The sequence below is a fragment of the Ciceribacter sp. L1K23 genome (genome assembly GCF_018122705.1).
Classification (GTDB): Bacteria; Pseudomonadota; Alphaproteobacteria; order Rhizobiales; family Rhizobiaceae; genus Allorhizobium.
In genome coordinates this window covers 417,530-438,098 of the sequence record NZ_JAGRRC010000001.1, presented here as the reverse complement: position 1 = coordinate 438,098, position 20,569 = coordinate 417,530, and the positions used below count along the sequence as shown (strand labels likewise).

Here is a 20,569-nt window from a genome sequence, read left to right as displayed (position 1 = left end):
CCCCTGTGTGCCGGCATGGGATCAAAGATCGACTTTGTCACTTCCAAACTCTCTTCTCGCCAGTTGGTTACAGAGAAGCCTTCGGCAACAGCGCACCGGGGTTCAACAGACCTTCAGGGTCCAGAGCCTGCTTGATGCGGGACATGACGTCCAGGCGGACCGGATCAAGCAGTCGCTGCATCTCCCCGGTCAGTTTGCGACCAATCCCGTGTTCAGCGGAAAAGCTGCCGCCATGGGCGGCACATACGTCGTGGATTGCTTCTTCGACTTCGAGTTCCTTTGCCATCTTGTCAGGGTATGACGACCAGACATCATGCGGGAACATCACGATATAATGAACATTGCCGTCGGCCAGGTGTGCAACGATGGCGCGCTCAGCTTCCGGGAAACGCTCGGCTGTCACGCGGTCGGCATGCGCCACGAAATCCGGAATGGCGGATGGACGCACCGACGTGTCGAGAACGACACCAATTCCGTTTATCTTGTTGGCCTCGGTGACCGAGTGTCGGAAATGCCAGATATCATGCGCCTGCTTTTCGCTCTTTGCGATCACAGCATCCACGATCAGTGCATCATCCATTGCAGACGCCATCACATTTTCAAGCTGGGTCGTCAGGTCCTCCCCGACCCCAGGTGACGCGATCTCGATCATCAGCGAATAGGGTGGAAGCTCTGAAAGGGGCATGCGAACATCGGGGATGTGTCTCACCACGTAGCTCGCCTCGGCGCGGTCCACGAGTTCAAGAGCTTCAACCTGGGCGCCAAATGCCTCGCGCAACCGTTTTCCAACCTCAAGTGCTGCCTCGATCGTGTCGAGACCGAGCCAAGCATGAGCGCGACTGCTCATGCGCGGGGCAAGCCTCAATACCGCGCCAGTGACGATACCAAGCGTTCCTTCGGCACCGGCCACAAGTTGGGTGATGGAATAGCCGGTATTATTCTTGCGCAGACCCGCCATCTCGTTCAGCACCTTGCCATCGGCAAGCACCACCTCGACGCCTGCGATGAGGTCGCGCATGGAGCCGTAGCGCAGGACGCCGGTACCACCGGCATTGGTGGAAATTAGGCCGCCGATCTGGGCCGTGCCTTCTGAACCGAGATAAAGGGGAAACTGCATTCCGAGTTTTTCGGCCTGTCGATGCACTTCCGCGAGCGTCACTCCGGCATCGACACTCAGCAGCCCGGATCGACCGTCGGCCTCGCGCAGCGACCGCATTCGCTTCAGTCCCAGAACAACGCCGTCCGTCGGGACCGCGCCATAGCATAAGCCCGTGTTTCCGCCTTGCGGGAAGATCGGGATCTTACGCGAAGTTACCGCGCGCACGGCAAGGGATGCTTCTTGCGTGGTCGCGGGTAGCAACACCGCGAGCGCCCTCCCCGTCCGCCGATTGCGAAAATCGGTCACGAAAGGTGCCATGTCGTCCGGGTCGGTCAACAGACCTTTCGGCCCGAGTATCTCCGACAGTTCGTTCAAGAGACCTTCGGCAATCATCGTCTTCAGGCAGCCTTGTTTTGATCGAAGCTTGAAAGCACGCTTTCCAGCATGGCCCTCGTTTCCTCCGTGGGGCCGGTTAGCGGAAGGCGGACGCCACCCATTGCCTGTCCGGCGAGGTTCATGAAGAACTTGAGTGGACCTGGGTTGGTCTCGCGATAGATGGCCGAAAGTACCGGATCGATCTGGTTCTGCAATGCCAGCGCAGCCTTCAGGTCGCCATTTGACGCCAGTTTGAACACCTTGATCCAAAACTCGGGATAGATCGAGGCTGAGGCCAGGACGCCGCCGACCGCTCCTTGCGCGATATGCGTGGCAAACAGGGGCTCCTCACCCGATAGGATCGCCAGCTTGTCCCCGGCCTCACGCAGCACGGCCAGGAATTCCGGCATGTCGTAGTTCGAATATTTCATGCCGATAATCGCACCGTCGTCGGCCAACTGGGCGTAAGTCGCCGCCGAAAGTGCCGCATTGGTGCGACGGGGAATTTCATATGCCAGAATGGGCAGGTCGATTGCAGCGCGGTAAGCGTTGAAATAACGTCGCATACCTTCCTGGGGGCCAACAGCGTAGTAAGGCGTGACTAACATAAGGCCTGCCGCTCCGGCTTCCTTGAAATCTCGGCCAGCATCAATGGCGTCATGGTAGCCGGTCGACAAAACCCCCGGCATCACGGGCGCACCGTCGGCGGCGTCGACGCATGCAGCAACGATGTCTGCGCGCTCCTTGCGCGACAGAGCCGGGTATTCACCCGTGCCGCCAATCGGTACGATGCCCGTGGCGCCAGCGGCCAACTGGCGCTTGACGAGAGCCTTCAGGGTATCGAAATCGACCGACATGTCCGGAGCGAAGGGCGTTACGATCGCAGTGAAGAGTCCGGAAAGATCAGCTTTCGTGAGAGACATTTTTGTAGTCCTTTTGGGAGAAGTCTGGATCAGATGAAACCGAAAAGCCTCGGCAAAGTTAGCGAAATCTCTGGGATGTACGTGACCAGCAAGAGCACGACGAGGTTGGTGAACAGGAACGGCAAGGACGCAACGACGATCCGCCCGAGCGGAACGCCTGAAATTGACGCTCCGAGATAAAGCGCAAGCCCGTATGGAGGTGTCATCAGGCCGATCATCACGTTCAGCACCATGATCACCCCGAAATGGACGGGGTCTACACCCATGGCCGCGAGGATCGGCGTGAACAGCGGCGCAAACAGCAGTAACTGAACAGAGTCACCGATCCACAGACCGTTGATCAGGAAGAACAGGTTGAGGCAGAGCAGCAGCAACCAGGGCTGCAGATTGTAGTGCAACACAAGGTCCTGCAACTGGTTGGGAAGACGTTCATTGGCCAGCACCCAGGATATGATGGTTGCAAAGCCGACGATCAGGTAGACTGACGCCGATGTACGGGCGGAACGATCCAGAATGGACCAGAGCGCTTTCAGAGTCAGGTTTCTATAGGCAAGGAAACCTACCAGAAGCGCATAGACCACGGCGATCGAGGCAGCCTCGGTTGCCGTAAACACGCCTGAAATGATGCCGCCTATGATAATGAGCGGCATCAGGATCGCGAAGAATGCATTGTAGAGGATGTGCAGTGCCATCTCGAGGTTCAGACCTGCGATCGGATTTGCCTTGAACCCCCGGCGGCGAGCAAGAAAGAAGATCATCGCCATCTGGCCAAGACCAAGCATCATGCCCGGCACTGCACCCGCCAGAAACAGCGCCGCAACAGACGTATTGGTCAGCGCCGAGAACATGATAAGCGGTATTGATGGGGGAATGATCGGCCCTTGGATAGCGGAACTGACGGTCAGTGCTGCTGCGAAATCCTTATCGTAACCGTCCTTTTCCATCATCTCCATCTCGACGGGACCAAGTGCGGAGATATCCGCAAGCGCCGATCCGGAGACGCCTGAAAATAGCATCGAGCCGACAACGTTTACATAGGCCAGGCCGCCCCGCAGCCGCCCGACCATCAGGCGTGACAGATTGACAAGCCTCTCGGTCATGCCGATGGCGCTCATGATCTCGCCGGCGATAACGAACAGAGGAATGGACAACCAGATGAAGACGTCCATGCCCGTGAAGAACTTATGGGCATAGACGTCGAGCATGGCCGACATACCGGGCTTAACGAAGAAATAGGCCAGACCGGCAAAGCCGATAGCGAAGATGACCGGGCTACCGAGCAGCATCAGGAAGAGCAGCAGACCAATGACAACGAGAAGCGGCTGATCCACGGCTCATATCTCCGATTTGAGGATTGATGGGCCTTTGTCCACCGGGTCGCGGAGGATGTCTCTAAAGGCCAGAACCAGCATCTGGAACATCATCAAGCCAGCGCCGACGGGAACCGCGAGATAAATCCAGAAGAATGAAAGGCCGATCGTGACCGACTGTCGGCGTAAGCCGAACAAGGAGTTGTCCAATCCCTTCCAAACGAGGACGGCAAGGAGGCAGACCAGCAACAGGCGGAAAAAGGCGTTGCGATAGCCGATTAGCCAGGTCGGCCAGAAGACGTCAAAAAAGTCGACGCGCACGAGTTGCTCGTCCTTCACAAGCAAGCTTCCGGCGAGCATGACGACCCAGATCATCAGATAACGGGACACCTCTTCCGGCCAAGGCAAGGAGAAGCCGAAGCCGTAACGCAACAACACCTGCGTGAACAAAACAGCGGCGATTATGATCAGGAGGACGCGCGCGACAGCAGAGGCGATGGAGGCCAAGGCGTTTGCGATGCGTTCGAGAACGTTGAGCATAAGAACCCCGCAAAGCAGTGAGCGAATGGACGGGCCCTAGAGAAGAAGGCCCGCCGATCTCATTTATCCAACCGAGGTTCACTCGCCCTTCTGGGCAGCGGCTACGGCAGCCTTGAGCTGATCGATGATATCCTGACCCACGTCCTTGGCCAGAAGCTCTGCGACCGGCTTTTGCGCGGCATCGACGAATTCCTGGAACTCTGCCGGAGTGGGCTGATAAACTTCGACGCCAGCGGCACGGATCTTTGTCAAGTCCTGAGATTCCTTAGCTGTGATCACACCAAGCATAGCGAACGTCGCTTCCGAGGCAGCGTAGTCGAAAGCTTTCTTGTCCTCGTCGGGCAGCGATTGCCAATACTCCTCGTTGATGGTGATGAGCGGCATGTTGATCAGGTGATGATCCAGGGTGTAATATTTCTGAACTTCCTGAAGATTGGCCATCAACATCGTGTAAGGGGCGTTTTCCTGCCCGTCGACAACGCCGGTCTGCAAGGCGCTATAAAGTTCGGCCCAGGCAATTGGGGTCGGCGATGCGCCGAGCGCCTTTACCATCTCGACATGTATCGGCACCTGCTGTGTGCGCATCTTCATGCCCACCATATCGGCTGGCGACTTTATCAGCTTGGTCGACGACGAGAAATTGCGGAAGGCCGAAGGCAGATATGAAAGAATTCGAACGCCGGACGTTTCAGCGATCTTGTCCGACAGCGACGTTCCAAACGGCCCGTTGAGCACAGTGCGGGCAATTGCGGTTGATGGGAACGTATAGGGTAACTCAAGAACAGATGCGATCGGTGCATAGGCAGCAATATGCCCGGCGTTGAGCCCGCCGACCATTTGCAAGGATCCGCGCACGTTCTGTTCGGCAAGCGATTCCAGATCGCCCATCTGTCCGTTGGGAAAGACTTCAAGCTGGTACTTGCCGTTTGTCTGCGTGCTGAGCGTGGATGAGAAAACCTCTGTCCATGTCCAGTAGGTGTTGTTGAGAAGGTCGCCCTCGCCATCAACATGAGCAAAACGAACAGTATCAGCCTGCGCTGTCGCAACACCGACCAGAAGGGCGAGCGAAGCCGTTGCGCCAAGGCGCATTTTTCGCATGAAATTCATGATAGTTCCCTACTTTTTTCGTTGCAGGACGTCGTGTCCAGCTGCCTCTGAAGATTGAGCCAAACATACACATTCGTCAACAATTTTTATTATACGAAAAAAATTACACCATCCATGTGTCCCCTGCCCTATCGAGTTAACCCGCTTCCGTCGCGTTAAGACGCGGGAATTTTCGTGCCGTATGCACGTCAAGGATGACGGGAAATCGGAGAGCATGTAAAAGCTGTCTTTCTTATCGTAGAATTTTTGTCGTATACTGGTAATGGAATGGGTTAGGGAACGATATGAACGAGCAAACGACATTGCTGACTGGCCAAGTTCTGATGGCCCAGAAAGACGCACTGGTCAGTGTTCCGGACGCATCCAGCGAGTCCGTCGCGGAACGGATCGTGCAATTGCGCAAGGAGCGCAAGCTGACCCTGCAGGAGTGCGCGCGACTGACAGGCGTTGCCGCCTCCACGTTATCGAAGATCGAACGCCGGGAGCTGTCGCCGACCATTTCGACACTGCAGAAGATTGCCGAGGGCCTGACCGTTGAACTGACAGAGCTGATTACGCAGACCCGTCCCGTCTATGCCCCTGGCAGACGCGCCGTCAGCCGGGCGGGTGAAGGTAAGAAGCATACGTCCTTATCCTGCGCCAACCTTCTGCTCTGCGGAGATCTGAAGGACAAGCGCATGATCCCCGTACGCACCCGCGTCACCGCACGCAGCCTGGACGATTACCCGGTTTGGGCCCGCTCCGACACGGAGATATTCCTGTGGGTCGTTTCGGGCCGCATGCTTTTGCATTCCAAGGTCTACGAGCCTCTCGAAATGGGCCCAGGGGACTCCGTTTATTACGATGGGAACGGCGAACATTGCTGGACGTCCATCGGTGACGAAGACGCCGAGGTCATTTGGGTCATGAGCGCCTGAACGTGTCTGGCTTCCTCTCGTTCGAGCAGGCACGTCGCGCGGCGCAACGCAAATTGCCACGCGGACTGTTCGACTATATCGATCGTGGTGTGGGCGAAGAGGCATCCCTTCGCGCTTTGCGCACCCGACTTGACGCAACCCAAATTGTACCGCGCGTGCTTTCCGGTGCCGCTCCTCAAACGGATACCATTCTCTTTGGGGAGAGTTTTTCTGCTCCCCTAATTATCGCCCCGACGGCCATGGCCGGACTTGTCCATGGTGGCGGAGAAGAGGCCCTCGCCCGTGCGGCTGCGCAAAGCAGCCTCCCTTTTTGTCTTTCGACACAGTCCCTCAGCAGCGTCGACGAGATCGCGCGGGCCGCTCCGGATCTGACGATATGGATGCAAATCTATCTCTGGGCAGATCTCAATTTTTCCGAGGCGATGTTGCGCCGTGCCTGGGACGCTGGCGCGCGCGTCGCTGTCATGACCGTCGACACACCCGCGGGCTCCCGTAAGGAATGGAACCTGAGGAGTGGCTTCAACATGCCTTACAAGGTGACATCACGCGGCATCATGGATCTGGCATTGCGGCCCAACTGGCTGGTTGGCGTTGCTTTGAACAGAACGATCCGTCGAGGTATGCCGGCTATGAACAACTATCCCGCGGGCCTAAGACCGAAGCTGATCGGCGCAACAATTGACCCGCGGCTGTCTTTGATGAAGGACCTCAACTGGGACCATGTTGGCTGGCTGCGCGATAAATGGCCGGGCAAACTCGTCCTCAAGGGCATACTTTCATGTGAGGATGCGGAAAAGTCTGCGTCCGCAGGCGCTGATGGTATCGTGGTATCTTCCCACGGGGCGAGAAATTTCGATGCCTCTCCGGCGCCGATCGACGTGCTTTCGGACATCGCGGCCGTTTGCGGCCATCGTCTCACCGTGATGGCCGATAGCGGTATTCGACGCGGCCTGGACGTTCTACGCTATCGAAGCCGCGGCGCCACCGCCGTTATGCTTGGACGTTATCCGCTTTGGGCGCTCGCCGCCGAAGGGGAGCCCGGCGTCGTAAAGGCGCTTTCGATCCTGAAGGAAGAATACATAGAGGGGCTGCGATACACGTCAGTATAGTATGCCAAACAGACAGGCGCCCGAGGGATTGCTCAGATTCGATCTGTGAGAGGCTGATCCGGCCACCATTGAATCCGACTTGGGGAGCCGGGGCCGGCATGATGGAGGTGACCGCCGTCATGAACTGGGCCACGCTCAGTCGACTTTCCCATGGTCCAATACTGGAACTGGAAGCGTAGAGGCGTCACCCAAGCAGAGCCCATTGCCGGCTCTTCTACGACCGTCATCCGGCTTATCACCGTTGGCGCCCTCCCCGCCTCGACACAACTGATCGAGGCGAACAACAAGCGGAGCACCTATCGGCGGTCGACTGTCGACGCAAAGACGGGGCTGCCGCTTCGACAGTGCCTGAGTGCATTAATCGGTCCTACGTTATAAATGAGCTGATGTAGCTCCGTGCTCTGACGTGCGGTAAATATCACACAAATATAAACGCGGGTTCTGCGTGCTGTTAATCATCTTAGCGACCGCGTTATTTCGGGCTGCAACTGCCCAGCGCATTCGGCCAAGGGTATACCGACACGTTCTTGCGTCGAGCGCGGTTGCCGCGGAAAGCAGAAGCCGCACGGGCTGCATCTGGATGCGCGATTGTCAGCCGTACAAACTGCCTTTTATTCTCGTAATCACAAAGGGATAGGCGCTTTCTCTTGTAGACAAACATTGTTCTGCGGCGGTGGTTGCGGTTACTGTCTAGCCGGGGACCGGCCCAGCACCATCTAAACGCGCTAGTGTCGCTTTCGCCTGGCAGCCATTTCGATGCTTCCGGAGCATCGTGGTCTTTCATTCGAAGGCGCGACGATCGCTATATGCGCAAGGCATCGCCCGTACCACGCTGAGACGGCATCTGGCGGCGCCTTCGAAGCAGGGCTTGTCGTGAGTGGCGACAGTCGGAACAGCGAGGGAGGCGTCTCGCAGCCGGGAGAGAACAGGCAGGTCTTCGGTTGCGTTCTGGCGCGTCTTCTTCGTCCACAGAAGAGATTCGGCAACGCCTCAGGACATCCTGTCTAAAAGTTTGCGGTTGTTGGAGCAGGGAAGGTTGGCGATCTGCTGAGTAACGTGCGAAAGCTGATCTTGATGGCCACCCTGGAAGTGGTGAAGTGATTGGGGAGTCTTGTGAGAATCTAGAGAACTTCATGGTGCGCATGACACCCCATCGGCATCGTAGAACCTGACAGATTGCTTTGTGTCCTCCGGCCGTGGTTCTGAGGGCTGTCAGGAAACTACCGATTACGGCTTGGGCGTGTGACTTCCCACCGGCGCGAGTTGATGGGCCAAAAAACGTCGCGATGGCGGGCCCAATCCTTCAAAAGTAGGCCAGATCAAACGTCTGGCGGCTATCTTCCCGATATAGCGGGGACGCAGGGGTAGATGACTTCGGTTACGGCCCCATATTGTAATGGCCCAGATGCCGGCGTATGCCCGCAGCGAATGGCAATCGCTTTGAGTTCCGGGGGGGGGGGCGAATGTCGCATCCTCAGGCATCAGTCGAGTATGCGCGAGGCTTGGCTGCCGCGGCGCTGGGCATAGTTGTAGTATTCCGATGCCTGCTGGACGGATCGATGCCGAGACTGTTCCATTGCTTCCGGCAGGGGAATGCCGCGGTTTGCCGCTTCCGTCAGATAGCCGGAGCGCAGGCCATGGGCGGAAAACTCCGCCGGATCGAGTCCGGCCATGGCGGCACGCTGCTTGACGATGTCGTTGATGGCCTGTGGCTCTAGCGGCCAGCGCGAAACATTGCCCCAGCGATCAATCGCCCTGAAGACACTGCCGTTATCGATTTTTGCCGCCGCAAGCCACGCGTTCAGCGCATCGACCGGTCGACCGCTGAGGTAGACCACTTCATCACTGTCGGCGCCGCTGGACTTGGTGCGACCGAGATGAATCGAAAGAGAGGGCAGAGGATAGGCCCCATCAATCTGGATTGGTTCTTCCGGCTGCAGCTGCTCGACCCTGAGGCCCGCAATCTCGCTGCGGCGACGGCCGCCCGAGGCAAAGGCAACCATCAGGATCGCACGGTCTCGGACATCACGCAGGCTTGCCGTCGTGCAGGTTGCGATCAGTCTGGACAGAATATCCCCTGTGACGGCCTTGGCGCTTTTACGCTTCCTTGGCCGAGGTGTCGCACGCACGGCCAGTCGGATTGCTGACCTGAGGGCAGGGGAGCCGAAAAAGCCAACGAGCCCGCGCCATTTGGTCAGCGTCGACCAGGTCGCAAGCCGCCGACGCACGGTATCGGGTGCGTGCGGTCCGGGTGATCGTAGCAATCCTTGAATGCGGAGCTTCTGCTCGACGTCAGCTGGCATGCCGTGATCCGGATCCTGAGTACGCTTTTCCGCATCCCAAAGATGGTGCGCAACAAACTTGAGGAGCAGTGCCTCAGGGGCAGGCCAGGGGAGGGAGCGACCGGTGGCTGCCAGCGACCAGGCCTGCAAATAGGCCAGATCGGAGGTGAGCGCGCGCAGCGTGTTGGCACCCATGCCCTCGCTGACGAGATGACGGAGTGTCTCGACATCCTGGTTCGTCAGCAGCTCGGCGAGTTCGTCGCGCCGGCCGATCGGTAGGACGGCTGCGATCGTGTCTAGGTCTTCAGATCTGCGATCAACGATGGTTCGGCTTCCACGGGTCATGCCGTTGACGATGCTGGATGGAGCTTAAGGTCCGTCTGGCCGAAATCATGGCCTTTGAACAGAAGGGGTGCCTTGGCAACTGCAGCGACAGCGTAAGAAAAGCAGTCACCCATGTTCAGGCTAGCCGGGTGGCGTCCTTTGCCATATCGGTCTAGCGCCGCTTCAGCCTCACGATAGTGCTTCTCGTTGAAGGCGACTGGCATGATGTTCGGTGCGTCAGCGAACCTGGAGACGATGTCAGCGGGATTGGAGAAACCCTTGGCTGTCAGAACCGCTCTTGTTTCAAACAGAGTAGGCCAACCGATAACAATCTCTTCTTGCCGTAGGACTGACTTGAAGGTTTCGGCTTCCGGCTCCTCAAGGACGATTGCAACAAGAACCGAGGTATCGATCGCAATCATATCGGCAGGCCATTTTCGTCATAAAGATCATCATGCGCAGACGTGGTGCCAGCCGGAACATTGCGGCGGCCTTCGGCTGCAAGCTCCCAGACGGCATCCAGCGGATGCTTTTTATCCTGCTGCCTCAATTCGATATCATACCGTTCAAGTGCCAGTTCGACGAGGCGATTGATTGGCTGACCGGTGCGGCGCGAAAGCGCGTGCGCCAGATCTCTCGCCTTGGTGCTACGGATGGAAAGCTGTGGTTCGGACATGGGGCTCCTCCTCGAATGCTAGCGCCAACATAGTGTTTGTGGCGCGAGATGGCAAGAAGGTGAGAAGAGATGGCTGACCATCGATAAGGGTTACTTATCGAAGGTTAGAACCCCAACCGGCAATCATAGCATGTGAGGAACACTAATATTCGTATAGAGTTCCTTTAAGAGATCGTTTACCATAAAAACAATGGCTTACGATCTCACGAAAATCAGCATGAGTGCCCTGATGCAGCCGGCTTTCGACGCCGGCGTCGCGCTGACGCGTCTGGACGAGCGGATTGCGCGTTCGCCAGTCGGCGCAGGTTGGATCGAACGCACCCAATTCACCGATGCCTGCGCCTCGCTGTGGATCGACGGCGAGCTCGTCCATCTCGAAGACCTCGTCCTCCACGACGCCACGCGGGATATCCGCACCCCGACCCATGAGCTGACAATCGCCCGCGACGTCCTGCGCACTCGTCGGCGGATCGCCGGCCAATCCCCGGATTGGGCGCTCTCTGCCGACGGCATCCGCTCTCTGCGGAAAACCTCGGAGATCGGGTCGGGCGGCGGGGACGAGGCGACGACGGCCGAAGTTATTCGGCCGGCGGTCGCAACCGATCCGGAAGGGGAGGGGGAAGATGTCGACGACATCGAAAATTTCCCCGGCGTCGACTACGCCGCCATCGATGCGGTGCTCGTCCGATCAGAGGCGGCGATCGAGAACGCAACCCGGCCCGGCCGCGGAGGTGGCCAAGACAAAGATCCGATGATCTACGATCTCGACTGGGACGAAGACGCGCGGCTGGACGAATGGCGCGCTGTGTTGCATCAGGCAAATGATCTGCCGGCGGTGCTGCAGGCCATCGTCGCCCTCGACGCCTGGAACGAACTTTGCGTGCTACAGCACGCCCCGTGGCTTGGCCGGCTGTTGGCCGCTTCGATTCTGTGCCAGGCCGGCATCACCACGCAAAATCATCTGGCCGCCATCAATCTTGGCCTGAAAACCATTCCCGTCGATCGGCGACGGCATCGCGATCGGGAGACGCGGCTGCTTGCCATTGCTCACGGCCTGATCGCGGCCGCCGAGCTCGGTCTGAAAGAGCATGACCGGTTGGCGTTGGCGCGCACGATGTTTGTGCGAAAGCTGGAACGGCGCCGGACGTCGTCAAAACTGCCGGAACTGGTCGATCTGGTGATGGCGAGACCGCTCGTGTCAGCCGGCATGGTGGCGAAGACGCTGGATGTCACGCCGCAGGCGGCGCGGCGGATCGTTTTGGAACTCGGCCTCAGAGAGATGACGGGGAGGGGGAGGTTTCGAGCGTGGGGTGTTGTATGAAGACGACTCAGTTTGAGCAGTGAGGTGCTATGGCTGACAAAAACATTGCCAACGTATCGGCAGCATCGGCGCGGCTTTTCCGTGCATACTTTAGCCACTGCACGGCTCCTGATCTTGATACCCTGTTTCAACTTCTTGGATCGATACACAGTCTTAATGATAGGGTTACGAAAGGGCTGCACTTTAATTTTCTCAACGTACCCGAGTTTCTTGCGCTGAAATGCTTAAGGAATTTTTTCCACCACCACGACGAACTGAAGCATACCGTTCGATTGATTCCGATCACTAACCTGCCAATCGTATCGGATCTGGTTTACATGTGTTTGACCCGACGCGAATTGGTGGAAGAGGCTATTAAGCAAACTGCGCCGCGCCATGAGGTACAGACACGGGCAGCCTGCCAACAAACTTTTCATTGGTACGGGACGGCCGTGAACATCAATCCGTGTCTGTTCAACTTCGTCGTCCGCGCGTACGAGCGTTTGGCCGCGGCCGGAATACAGATCACGGGTGGCGAGGCCGAAGAATTTAGACGAAGTTACGAATTCGAGAGCGAGATGGGGCATTCCCATTACGTAGACGGTCGCCTTTCCACCCCCGTTGGAAACGTCAATGATCTTCTTTCCGAAATTATGGACAGTTCAGGGTAGGCATTCAGACGTTGCTGCAATCGAGATAACGTCGCCGATGGCGCTCAGAAAGATCGAAGCATTCAGGCCGCGAACTGATGGACAACGGAAACTCTCCGGTGGCTTTAATTCAGTTTAGACCTTTATCTTTGGTCTGCTTCTTTGCTCCTCTGCGTAGTAGAGTCCTAGCGCGAATCAACTGTTAAATAGACTACTGCTCGAATTCGCATTTACCCCTGTCTTCGTGCCTTGCCCCCATTCATTTATCTTTAGGCAAATAGCCAGAGGTTTTTTTGCGATCCCCCCGATGAAGATGGAGCAGGTCCGCAGTCCGTGGCTAAGGTGTGAGTATGCAGCAGGTTCTTTATCATCCGCCACATGTGACGGCGGCTCTCGATCAACTTGACGGCTTGGCCGATGCAGAGCTTCGCAAGTTTATAGCGGCAGGACGCACGCCTGATGGCTTGAAAATGTCAGGTGAGGTTCTCGTCCGTTTAATCCGTCGCGCACAGATAGACGGAGAACGGTTGACCGAGCATGCTGCCTGGAAGCGCCTCTTGGCTGATCTCAAGGTCTGGGCGCGAAAGGCCTACTCGACGCTAGCCGAGGAGGATCGAGAGCAGATCGTGGGCGCCTTGCTTGAGAAGATTGCAAGTGATGTGCAAAAGTCAAGGAAGATAGACTTCTGGGAGATTACCTTTGCCAGAAAACGTGACCGTGCAGCGGCTGACCAATACCAGGAGTATTACGCTGATCGCTACCGGATTGGCCACGTCGAATACGACACCGATGTTCACGGACGAAGCGATGACGGGTCAGAGGTGCGGGACCTGATGGAAACTACCCTGATCGAGGGTTTCGCATCATCCGTGCTGTCGCAGGAAGAGATGCGATATTTTCAACCGCTGATGCTTTCGGACATTCCGCTCTGTAGCCCGGAGGCAAGCATCGATCTTGTCCGTGCACTCGGAAAGCCGGAAGGGACTCTGCGTGAAATCAAAACGAAAATTAAGGCAAAGCTCAAGAGAGCGCTGGAGCGAACGACATGAGTAACGACCTCAGACAGAGGGCGATTGCAGCGGCAGATGAAGTCTTCGAAAACGGATCTCGCACGGACGATATTCGCGCTGCGCTCGCTCAAATTGGAGATGGAAGGAAAACATTCTTTGATCGGCTTGCCGTCCGAGCCATGCTGGAGGCAAGCGTCGACGCCGACGCAAGCGACGGCGAGCAACCGGACGTGAGCGAAGCTGACGTGGAGGGTCTTCTCGCGAAGACCGGTTCTTCTACATCCGCTCCAAGCTTACGCGACCCAAAGACCTGGATGGGCGCAAAATCCTTCTTTGGCAATGATACGCCGTTCATAATGAAACTCTTCGCGGCAAAGGTGTCCACACCCACACCTCGATTTCTACGCGACGCCGCCGACGCGATGGGAGTGGCACTCAGCAGCCTTAAAGTCCACTTTACTGCCGGTGGGACTCCAATGGCCGCCGGTATCGAAAGAAAAGCTTCCGGCAAACAGACTGGACCCGAGGTGGAATCCTTCTCGGACGCAGTGTCGGCTTCGAATTTACCTGACGCGCTGAAAAAGCGCTGGCTATCGGAGTAGCCCTGTGGACGCGTTCGCGCTGGCGAAGTCTAAAGCGCGAACACTTCGCGCAACCATTGGCAAGGGGCTGGTCTCCAGCTTCGACGTGGTCCGGCAGGCGCTTGGAAACAACGGCTACGAAATCAACGCGGTTGACAAGAACGGGGTCCTGCTTCGCGGCGACGATGCCCAGCTCAATCGAGACTTCTCGCAAGTCCTGGTGAGAGATGACGTCTCGGATGAGCAAAAGGCCCTACTGGCGGCTCATGAGCTTGGTCATCTTATCTTGCACAGGCCGCATGATAAATGCGATCTTGGAGACGGGGACCAAGGTGATAAGTCACGGGTGGTTTCTCGAGTGGAAACATATGGTCCACGTGAGAGGCGAGAGCTTCAAGCGAACGTCTTCGCGCGGGAGTTTCTCCTGCCTCGCGACATCGCAAGGCAGCTGTTCCTGGTGGAAAATCTCACGGCCTCGGAGATATCGAAGCGCATCGGAATGCCGCTTCCCCAGGTCCGGCGACAACTTCTCGATGCCATTCTCATCCCTGATATTTCCGTGGGGCATGACGATAGTGGCGCCGGCGCAATCAAGCTCGACTCAAGCCAACAAAAAGCTGTCGACTTCAACGGGCGTGCTTTGCTCGTCGAGGCCGGGCCGGGGTCCGGCAAAACGCGCACCCTCGTCGCGCGCATCGAGCGTCGGCTTAATGACGGTGTCCACCCATCGCGGATTCTTGCCTTGACCTTCTCTAATAAGGCTGCGGGTGAATTGTCGGACCGTATTTCTGCGCGAAGACCGGATGACGCGGTTGAGGTCTGGACGGGGACTTTCCACGCCTTCGGCCTGGAAGTGATGCGACTTCACTATGAAAAGCTCGGACTAGGCGCAAACATCCGCCTTTTATCGCCTTCTCAGGCTGTTGAGATGCTCGAGGAAAGACTTCCTCTCTTGGGCTTGCGGCACTTTCACGACCTTCGAAATCCCGGCAGCAAGTTGAAAGAGATCCTCAAGCCTATCGGGCGAGCGAAGGATGAGCTCGTCAGCCCTCCCGGGTTCCGAAAACTTGCCGAAGATGCGTTTGCTTCCGCACAACGCAGCCTTTCCGGTGCTATTGGGAAGGCTCGAACTAGTGCAGAAAAGGCTGTCTTGACCGCGGAAAAGACGCTGGAGGCGGCGACCGTTTATGAAGTATATGAAGCGCTCCTACGGGAGAACAAGTGCATAGATTTTGCCGATCTGGTTATGCGCGCCACACTGCTCATTGAAAGCGACGAGGATGTCAGGCGATCATTTTTGGAACGGTATGACGAGATTCTGGTCGATGAGTACCAGGACGTTAATAGAGCATGCGCGCGCCTGCTGAAGGCTCTTCACGGGCCAAACGTGACGTTGTGGGTCGTAGGGGACTCGCGACAATCCATCTACCGATTCCGAGGTGCCTCGGCCGTCAATATGGCTCGCTTCACATCCGAATTCGAAGATGCTGAGAGCACGCCTCTGGAATGGAACTACAGATCGAGCGAGCATATCACACAGCTTTCGCAAAGACTTGCGGACGCGATGGATAGGCGCCAAGCGCACGGGGGTACGCCGTACACACCAAGGTCAGCCTATCGGGCGGCTGCCAAGAGGGGCAATGTCGGTTCCAAGACAAGAGTCCTGGTCGGCTTGAATGATGAGATCGAGGCCGACCTCGTCGCGGCCGAAATCAATGCATTGCAGAAAGAAGGGGTCCCATTTTCCCAGCAAACTATTCTGGCGCGAGCCAATGGCCGGCTCGATGAGCTCGCTGAGCAGCTGGCGACAAGGGGAATTCCTACTCTTCATCTCGGCAGTTTCTTCGAGCGAGAGGAAGTACGAGATCTGCTGTCGCTACTGGCGATGATCGCGGAACCGAACGGCGCAGCGCTTGTGCGACTGGCAACCATAGAGGAGTTCAGAGCGCTGGGCTCCGATGCCTCGACTGTGATATCTCACGCCCGAGAAAAAGACGTTGCGCTTGCCGAAGTGTTGGTCGGTGCGACCACTCTTGCAGGAGTAAGTAAAGTTGGGGCCGCGAATTTGGCTCGTCTTGGGCGCTCGATTGCCGGCATGAGTTTGAACATGGCCGCTTTCGACCTCGTCACGGAATGGTTGTTCGAACGCTGCGACTATCTGCGCAGGGTGGCGGAGACGCCCGGCATCGAAGGCGATTTGTCTCGCGCAGCTATCTACCAACTGCTGGAATTCCTGGACCAAACGGATCTGGATGGAAAGCCATTGAATGCAAGAGAAATTCTGAAACGCGTGCGCACGGTCATCTTGATGTCGGATGATAGGGATTTGCGTGATCCCGGGCTCGGGGTCGGTGCGGACGCGGTGAGGCTTATGACCGTGCATGCTGCGAAGGGGCTCGAATTCAAGGCGACGCACATCGTTGGACTACATGAGAACGGATTTCCGTTGCAGTTTCGCAGTCCCATCTGTCAGGTACCGCCCGGCATCGAAGACGGGCGCGATCCTCGCGCGGCTCACGCAGAAGAAGAAGACTGCGCAATGTTTGTCGCGGTAAGTAGGGCAGAAGATCATCTGCGTCTTTATCATACTGAAAAAGCGGTTGTACAAGCCAGAAGCCCGTCGCGCTTCCTATCGGACCTAGCCTTAGCCCCAGAAAAAGGCCCGACTCGCAGCCATGACGCCAATGCTCCCGTGAACGACGGAAGCCGTCCAATCGCGATCGACACGCTGACGCTTTTCGATATTTCGGACTTCGAAAGCTGTCCGCTGAAGATCGCCTATCGTCACCGGCTGTCGATCCGAAGTCGGCGCCATGAGGGACCCTACCTGCAAGCCTCCGGTGTGCTTTACGAGGTTTTGGATAAGGTCGGCACGCTTGCGGACATGCCGGATGCTGACCGCGACACTCTCGTTGAACAGATTTGGTCAGATCGTGGTCCCACCAAGCACAGCCTTGGGTCCGAGTATCGCAAGTTGGTTGACAATAGTCTGTCCAATCTCGATCGGATGCTGCACGGCTTCCGGCGTGCGGCAGACAGCATGGTCGAGATCCCTATCAGTGGGGGACATGTCGTGCTGCCAGCGCCCCTCGTTTCCGCTGACGGGTCGGTTGCTCGATATGTCGATTTACGCACCGTGGACCCGAAGAAAATGCGGGCCGGGATGCTACACGCTGCAGCAAAGATTGCGGTCGGTGAGGATGTAGCGGTCGAAGTTGCGCAGCTGTCGAGCGGAGACATTGTGAAGGTTCGCAGAACGCCGCAAGAGGCGCTTGCGGACAGAGATCAAGCGTCAAACATACTTAAGGCGGTGCGATCTGGCGCACTCAAGCCCCGCCGCGAGATGCGTACTTGCATGCGATGCGCGCACTTCTTCTCTTGCCCGGCCGAGGGTGCAGAGAGAGACTGATAGAAAAATTTAGATTGGTGATGAAGGCGCCAGAGGTTTTTTCGACAGTCGGCCGATGAACTCCTTGAACGGGCCAATCAAGGCCAGAAAGGAGTTCAAAAAATGAGCAAGATCATCGAAATTTTCGTCCGTCAGGAAGGTCAGCGCGATCCGATCCTTCGCGAGACTCACGACGGTGCCACGATCGCGGCGCTCAAGGCGCAGCTTGGGAATGAGGACACATCTTTCTTCCTTTTTGAGGAAGATGCTGATGAGCCGCTTCTCGATGACTACCTTATCCGCCACAATGACGATGGTTTAAAAGTCATTCACCGTCACCGTTGCAAGTCGGTTGACGTCAGCGTTCGTTATGCAGGGCGGCAGGTCTCCCGTGAGTTCGGTCCGGGCTCCACTCTTGACCGCATCAAGCGCTGGGCCGAGCGCAAGCTCAAGATCGATGACGTCGATGCCGCGGAAATGTCCTTGCAGATCAGCGGTTCGGTCGATCGCCCCGACGGTTCCACTCACGTCGGTTCGCTCGTCAGTTGCCCTGGCTGCAAGATCGATTTTGACCTCGTTCCGACCGATCGCGTCAACGGGGGCCAGTAATGACTCCGGACCGCGTGGCACTCGAGCGCGACTTGAGCGCGGCTCCCTTCAAAGAGGGGGTCGCGCGGGGGCGGTGGCGTCTCGTCGACGTTGACTGGCCTTATTTGTTGGTCGCAATCATGGCGAGGGATGCACGAGAGTTTGTCCTTCGACTCGACTGTTGCGGCTTTCCGGCGCAACCCCCGACGGGCGGCTTCTGGGATATCAGTGATAAGCGTTATCTGCTCGAGAACGAGTGGCCAAAAGGCGATGACGTCTTTCAAAGCGTAATACGTTGGGACTGGCGCCAGGGCGCGGCACTCTATTTCCCGCTCGATCGCGTCTCCCGAACGGGGCACCCCGACTGGATCAGCACTCATCCGCACCTCACATGGGATCCAGCGATGGGGTTGATTCAACATATCTCGGAGGTTCATCGTCTCCTCAACTCAAGAGGCTATCGTGGCTAACTCAGACCCAGAGCTCATCATAACCTTCTGGCTCTGGTGGGGCCTTTTCAGCGAGCTCCGCCGGCGTGGCCGTGGTCGCGGGGAATCCGGTGCCTTTATCCTGGGGCGTCGGGACGGCACCAAGCTGCGTGCATCGCGGATCCTCTATTATGACGATATCGACCCCAATGCTCTGAAGACCGGCATTGTTCGCCTTTCGGGATCCGCGATGTCGGCGGTTTGGGAAGTTTGTGAAAGCGAGCAACTCGAGGTGCTTGCAGATGTCCATACTCACCCTGGCAGCTCCGAGCAGAGCAGGTCTGACCAGCAGTATCCGATGATCGCGACCAGCGGCCATATTGCAATGATCATCCCGCGGTTTGCGCGAAGTATGTTCGACCTGTCGGGTGTCGGTCACTTTCGCTACCGCGGCGCTAAAAGGTGGCATGCGATGTCCCCGCCGTCGGTTGGATTTTTCACGCTAAAGTTTGGAGGTCACTCGTGAACTACAACGATCCCGTGGAACTGAAGGAATTCCTCAATCGTACCGCGAAACTGGATGTCGACGGCGGTTCAGTTGCAGATTTTGAACAAGCTGTCCGGCGGTTGGAGACTCATCGTGTTCAGGTGCGTGTGGGTTCCGAAGTTGCTAGGAGCGCTTCACATCAGGCTGCCTTGCTGACCGTTGTAAACATTGCGCATCGTTTTGCCCTCGGCGGCGTTTTCATCGAGGGCGATCTCAGTGCTGCAAGTCTCATCGGCGCAGATATGGGCCTGCCGCTAGGAGAGGCCGTGCGGAAGCTTGGAGGTACTGACGGCAAGTTCGAGCCCGGTTTACCCACGATCGTCATCGGAACGGTGTCCGACCAGTCAGAGCCCGCGATTATCGTGACCTTCGAAGGCTGGAGGGGAGGGGTCGTCCGCCGCAGCTCTGCGCGGTTGAGCGAACTGACAAGCGTGATGCCAGCAGCGGTCCTTGCTGGAGCTATCGCAACCGCCGAGGCCTTTTCTATGTTGCGAGGCAATGTTGAGGCAGGCAGGCGTGCCGTTGGTCTATCTCTTTGGCGCCCCGATGCTTCAGGTGATTGGCTAGGATCGATGAGTAATGGCCCCGAGCTCGTGGCGCTTCCCGATCATCTATGGGTGCTCGGGCTTGGCCATCTTGGTCAGGCGTTTCTCTGGACTTTGATGCTCTGTGATTTCCCTGAGCCTCAGAAGGTACGCCTTACCCTGCAGGACATGGATAGAGTCAGCATTTCAACGCAAAGCACCTCTATCCTGTCGTGGCCGGGCAGGGTCGGAGAGCGAAAAACACGCGACGTGGGTTCTATTCTCGAAGCTCGTGGGTTTCAGACGACGTTGATCGAGCGCCCTTTCGATGGCAACTTCAGGCATGACGGGACAATGGATCCGGCCGTACTTGTATGCGGCGTGGATAATGCTCTGGCGAGGGCCCGACTCGAGACCCCTGGCTTCCCGTTTATTGTTGAAGCCGGCATTGGGCACACTTCAATGGACTTCAGCGCACTCCGCGTTCACACCTTTCCCTCATCGGGTAAGAGCGCTGCTGAACTTTGGAGCGAGCGCGAAGCTCGGCGTATCGCGAATCTGGATAAGCCGGCCTATAAGCGCCTCGCGGACGGAGCACGCAATGTCTGCGGACTGGAACGACTCGCGGAGACGGCGGTGGGCGTGCCGTTTGTCGGCACGGTTGGCGGCTGTATTATGCTTGCAGAGGTCCTACGTCTGCTCAGCGGAGATCAGCCTGACAAGCTCGTAGACCTTGATCTGCGATCGATGAAAAGTCGGCGGGCCTTTGTAAACTCCTTCGATTTTGCAGTGGTGCCCAGTTTTCAGGCTCTGCCCGAGGTTCCGATCGGTGCACAGGTGTAGGTATACACCAAACCGGTTTCCGGACATGATAACGCTTAGCTACGCGCT

The 20,569-nt window shown here is 57.4% G+C and carries 18 protein-coding genes; 10 read left to right on the top strand and 8 right to left on the bottom strand.

Translation table 11 applies throughout. The features are described from left to right. Positions 1 to 67 precede the first annotated feature (67 nt). The 5 genes from J5J10_RS01980 to J5J10_RS01960 all read right to left on the bottom strand — a co-directional run bounded on the left by J5J10_RS01980 (position 68) and on the right by J5J10_RS01960 (position 5,336). Entirely contained in the window at positions 68 to 1,474 is a 1,407-nt protein-coding gene (locus J5J10_RS01980; protein WP_249116651.1) for an FAD-binding oxidoreductase, read from the bottom strand. A gap of 23 nt (positions 1,475 to 1,497) precedes the next feature. Beyond that, positions 1,498 to 2,397, bottom strand: a complete 900-nt coding sequence (dapA, locus tag J5J10_RS01975) for a 4-hydroxy-tetrahydrodipicolinate synthase (protein WP_211928600.1) — start codon at positions 2,395 to 2,397, stop codon at positions 1,498 to 1,500. 29 nt (positions 2,398 to 2,426) lie between these two features. Further along, positions 2,427 to 3,728, bottom strand: a complete 1,302-nt coding sequence (locus J5J10_RS01970) for a TRAP transporter large permease (protein ID WP_211928599.1) — start codon at positions 3,726 to 3,728, stop codon at positions 2,427 to 2,429. A gap of 3 nt (positions 3,729 to 3,731) precedes the next feature. Further along, positions 3,732 to 4,247 carry a TRAP transporter small permease gene (locus J5J10_RS01965; RefSeq protein ID WP_211928598.1) on the bottom strand — a complete coding sequence of 172 codons (516 nt, stop codon included), beginning with the start codon at positions 4,245 to 4,247 and terminating at the stop codon, positions 3,732 to 3,734. A gap of 78 nt (positions 4,248 to 4,325) precedes the next feature. Next, the gene (locus tag J5J10_RS01960; RefSeq protein WP_211928597.1) at positions 4,326 to 5,336 is read right to left on the bottom strand and encodes a TRAP transporter substrate-binding protein; all 1,011 of its coding nucleotides are present in this window, start codon (positions 5,334 to 5,336) and stop codon (positions 4,326 to 4,328) included. A 302-nt stretch (positions 5,337 to 5,638) separates the two neighbouring features. Here J5J10_RS01960 and J5J10_RS01955 point away from each other — a divergent pair, with 302 nt between their 5' ends. Continuing rightward, positions 5,639 to 6,271: an XRE family transcriptional regulator gene (locus J5J10_RS01955; protein WP_211928596.1), complete on the top strand. Its 633-nt coding sequence runs from the start codon at positions 5,639 to 5,641 to the stop codon at positions 6,269 to 6,271. 2 nt (positions 6,272 to 6,273) lie between these two features. Continuing rightward, positions 6,274 to 7,380 carry an alpha-hydroxy acid oxidase gene (locus tag J5J10_RS01950; RefSeq protein ID WP_211928595.1) on the top strand — a complete coding sequence of 369 codons (1,107 nt, stop codon included), beginning with the start codon at positions 6,274 to 6,276 and terminating at the stop codon, positions 7,378 to 7,380. Positions 7,381 to 8,861: 1,481 nt separating this feature from the next. On the opposite strand, the gene J5J10_RS01945 is transcribed toward J5J10_RS01950, so the two are convergent. Genes J5J10_RS01945 through J5J10_RS01935 form a run of 3 tightly spaced genes read right to left on the bottom strand, consistent with a single transcriptional unit; the run spans position 8,862 to position 10,662 of the window. Further along, entirely contained in the window at positions 8,862 to 10,007 is a 1,146-nt protein-coding gene (locus J5J10_RS01945; protein ID WP_211928594.1) for a site-specific integrase, read from the bottom strand. Continuing rightward, entirely contained in the window at positions 10,004 to 10,408 is a 405-nt protein-coding gene (locus tag J5J10_RS01940; RefSeq protein ID WP_211928593.1) for a type II toxin-antitoxin system VapC family toxin, read from the bottom strand. The genes J5J10_RS01945 and J5J10_RS01940 overlap by 4 nt, the downstream gene beginning before the upstream one ends. Then, a complete protein-coding gene (locus J5J10_RS01935; RefSeq protein ID WP_208552842.1) occupies positions 10,405 to 10,662 on the bottom strand; it encodes a type II toxin-antitoxin system VapB family antitoxin in 258 nt (85 codons plus the stop codon). The genes J5J10_RS01940 and J5J10_RS01935 overlap by 4 nt, the downstream gene beginning before the upstream one ends. 181 nt (positions 10,663 to 10,843) lie before the next feature. Between J5J10_RS01935 and J5J10_RS01930 the strand changes: the two genes are divergently transcribed. From J5J10_RS01930 to J5J10_RS01895, 8 genes are all read left to right on the top strand, one after another. Further along, complete coding sequence (locus J5J10_RS01930) at positions 10,844 to 11,983, top strand: RHE_PE00001 family protein (protein ID WP_211931107.1); 1,140 nt, start codon at positions 10,844 to 10,846, stop codon at positions 11,981 to 11,983. Between the two features lie 29 nt (positions 11,984 to 12,012). After that, positions 12,013 to 12,633: a hypothetical protein gene (locus J5J10_RS01925; protein ID WP_211928592.1), complete on the top strand. Its 621-nt coding sequence runs from the start codon at positions 12,013 to 12,015 to the stop codon at positions 12,631 to 12,633. A gap of 329 nt (positions 12,634 to 12,962) precedes the next feature. After that, positions 12,963 to 13,661 carry a hypothetical protein gene (locus J5J10_RS01920; RefSeq protein ID WP_211928591.1) on the top strand — a complete coding sequence of 233 codons (699 nt, stop codon included), beginning with the start codon at positions 12,963 to 12,965 and terminating at the stop codon, positions 13,659 to 13,661. Further along, entirely contained in the window at positions 13,658 to 14,224 is a 567-nt protein-coding gene (locus J5J10_RS01915) for a hypothetical protein (protein WP_211928590.1), read from the top strand. Before J5J10_RS01920 ends, J5J10_RS01915 begins: the two co-directional genes overlap by 4 nt. 4 nt (positions 14,225 to 14,228) lie before the next feature. Then, the gene (locus J5J10_RS01910) at positions 14,229 to 17,612 is read left to right on the top strand and encodes a UvrD-helicase domain-containing protein (RefSeq protein WP_211928589.1); all 3,384 of its coding nucleotides are present in this window, start codon (positions 14,229 to 14,231) and stop codon (positions 17,610 to 17,612) included. A gap of 102 nt (positions 17,613 to 17,714) precedes the next feature. Continuing rightward, complete coding sequence (locus J5J10_RS01905) at positions 17,715 to 18,200, top strand: hypothetical protein (RefSeq protein WP_211928588.1); 486 nt, start codon at positions 17,715 to 17,717, stop codon at positions 18,198 to 18,200. 441 nt (positions 18,201 to 18,641) lie between these two features. Then, the gene (locus J5J10_RS01900) at positions 18,642 to 19,133 is read left to right on the top strand and encodes a hypothetical protein (RefSeq protein WP_211928587.1); all 492 of its coding nucleotides are present in this window, start codon (positions 18,642 to 18,644) and stop codon (positions 19,131 to 19,133) included. Beyond that, complete coding sequence (locus J5J10_RS01895; RefSeq protein ID WP_211928586.1) at positions 19,130 to 20,521, top strand: hypothetical protein; 1,392 nt, start codon at positions 19,130 to 19,132, stop codon at positions 20,519 to 20,521. The genes J5J10_RS01900 and J5J10_RS01895 overlap by 4 nt, the downstream gene beginning before the upstream one ends. Positions 20,522 to 20,569: the final 48 nt, after the last annotated feature.

Excerpts from the sequence above, each read along its gene's own strand:
- J5J10_RS01940 (WP_211928593.1), bottom strand. The coding sequence starts at position 10,408 with ATGATTGCGATCGATACCTCGGTTCTTGTTGCAATCGTCCTTGAGGAG.
- J5J10_RS01915 (WP_211928590.1), top strand. The coding sequence starts at position 13,658 with ATGAGTAACGACCTCAGACAGAGGGCGATTGCAGCGGCAGATGAAGTC.
- J5J10_RS01905 (WP_211928588.1), top strand. The coding sequence starts at position 17,715 with ATGAGCAAGATCATCGAAATTTTCGTCCGTCAGGAAGGTCAGCGCGAT.
- J5J10_RS01945 (WP_211928594.1), bottom strand. The coding sequence starts at position 10,007 with ATGACCCGTGGAAGCCGAACCATCGTTGATCGCAGATCTGAAGACCTA.
- J5J10_RS01965 (WP_211928598.1), bottom strand. The coding sequence starts at position 4,247 with ATGCTCAACGTTCTCGAACGCATCGCAAACGCCTTGGCCTCCATCGCC.
- J5J10_RS01935 (WP_208552842.1), bottom strand. The coding sequence starts at position 10,662 with ATGTCCGAACCACAGCTTTCCATCCGTAGCACCAAGGCGAGAGATCTG.
- dapA (WP_211928600.1), bottom strand. The coding sequence starts at position 2,397 with ATGTCTCTCACGAAAGCTGATCTTTCCGGACTCTTCACTGCGATCGTA.
- J5J10_RS01960 (WP_211928597.1), bottom strand. The coding sequence starts at position 5,336 with ATGCGCCTTGGCGCAACGGCTTCGCTCGCCCTTCTGGTCGGTGTTGCG.
- J5J10_RS01955 (WP_211928596.1), top strand. The coding sequence starts at position 5,639 with ATGAACGAGCAAACGACATTGCTGACTGGCCAAGTTCTGATGGCCCAG.
- J5J10_RS01925 (WP_211928592.1), top strand. The coding sequence starts at position 12,013 with ATGGCTGACAAAAACATTGCCAACGTATCGGCAGCATCGGCGCGGCTT.
- J5J10_RS01920 (WP_211928591.1), top strand. The coding sequence starts at position 12,963 with ATGCAGCAGGTTCTTTATCATCCGCCACATGTGACGGCGGCTCTCGAT.